The 1,382-nt window shown below is 53.1% G+C and carries 2 protein-coding genes; one reads left to right on the top strand and one right to left on the bottom strand.

What is annotated here, in order from left to right; all coding sequences use genetic code 11:
• Positions 1-199: 199 nt before the first annotated feature.
• Positions 200-841, bottom strand: a complete 642-nt coding sequence (gene maiA / locus VZ95_RS18815; RefSeq protein WP_045777226.1) for a maleylacetoacetate isomerase — start codon at positions 839-841, stop codon at positions 200-202.
• Between the two features lie 158 nt (positions 842-999).
• Between maiA and VZ95_RS18810 the strand changes: the two genes are divergently transcribed.
• The coding region (locus tag VZ95_RS18810; protein WP_045777225.1) for a hypothetical protein at positions 1,000-1,382 on the top strand (383 nt) is incomplete at its 3' end.

Genomic DNA, 1,382 nt, shown 5'->3' with positions numbered 1-1,382 from the left:
TTAATTCCACCTCCCAACGCGTTAAAACGGAGCCGCCCCAGTACTGGGGCGGTTCTTTTTTTTTTTTTTTTTTTAGAGCCGCGCGCCTTTAATCTGGTGCGGCTCTAAAAGCCGCCATTGAGGCGGCGGCCAAGGGCGCGGATGCGCCCGGCGAGGCGCTTGGCGCGTCAAACGCACCGGGCGGCGAGGGACTAAACACCTAGGCTTCGGCGTCGGGCTGCTGGGCCGGATGCGCCGCCACAAAGGCCGGATGGGCCGCCGCTTCCGCCTCAAGCCGCAGCAGTGTCGGATAAGGGTCGAGCGCCACATTGAAGCGGCGGGCGTTATAAAGTTGAGGGACCAGAACGCAGTCAGCCAGACCGGGGGAATCGCCGTGGCACCAACGCCCGGTTTCGGGCTCCCGCGCCAAGCGCGTTTCGAGCGCGGCGAACCCCTGCTCAATCCAATGGGCGACCCATTGATCGACCGTCGCCTGACTTTGCCCCATCGGCCCCTTGAGATAGTGCAGAACGCGCAGATTATTGAGCGGGTGAATGTCGCAGGCGATGAGCTGCGCGAGGCTGCGTACCCGTGCCCGGGCCAGCGGCGTTGCGGGTAGGAGCGGCGGATCAGACTCGATCTCGTCAAGATATTCTAGGATGGCTAAGGATTGTGTTAAATAAGTCCCATCTGTTTCTAGGGTTGGAACCAATCCTTGCGGATTTATTTTTAGGTAATTTTCACCTTTCTGTTCGCCAAGACGGAGGTGTGTGAAGTGTCTTTCCGGGCTCAAACCTTTCAAATTCAAGCCTATTCTGACTCGATAAGCGGCAGAAGAGCGATAATAGTCAAATAACTTCATGCTCCATATCTCCCTTTTAACTTAGTTTGCATTGATGCGCCCATAATACACCCGTATGAGGTGAAATGTTAACTCAAAATTTATGATTTAACTTGATCCCAGCTCGTTTTTAGCCAAGATGCAGCAGCAGCAGATCGTTAAAGATTGAGATAAACCCTATGGCAATTTCGGCTTCCATCACCCTCTCGGATACCAGGAACTATCTCGGCTCAGCCCGCGATGCGGTGCTGGCCGATATCAATGCTGCCTTCAGTATATGGGGCAGCGCTTTGGCCGGAAATGCCAATATCCAAGTTAACGTTAACGTTAGCTACTCCATCTCCAATACGTTGGCATCGGCGCTTCCCCGCAATGACACTAATCTTGGTTCGGTCGGTGGGCGTACGATGTATGAATCGGCGATTGCTCATGAGTTACGGACGGGCTATAGCAGTAACGGCACATCATCAGATTTAACAATTAATATTAATGCCTATAATTTACGGTATCTTTATATCGATGATAACCCTTACGATGGAGCCGGTGGGATCGCGTCAAATCA

It is taken from the genome of Elstera litoralis, from assembly GCF_000963705.1.
Classification (GTDB): Bacteria; Pseudomonadota; Alphaproteobacteria; order Elsterales; family Elsteraceae; genus Elstera; species Elstera litoralis.
This window is presented reverse-complemented; position numbering and strand designations above follow the sequence as displayed.

Coding starts and splice junctions, on each gene's coding strand:
- maiA (WP_045777226.1), bottom strand. CDS start 841: ATGAAGTTATTTGACTATTATCGCTCTTCTGCCGCTTATCGAGTCAGA.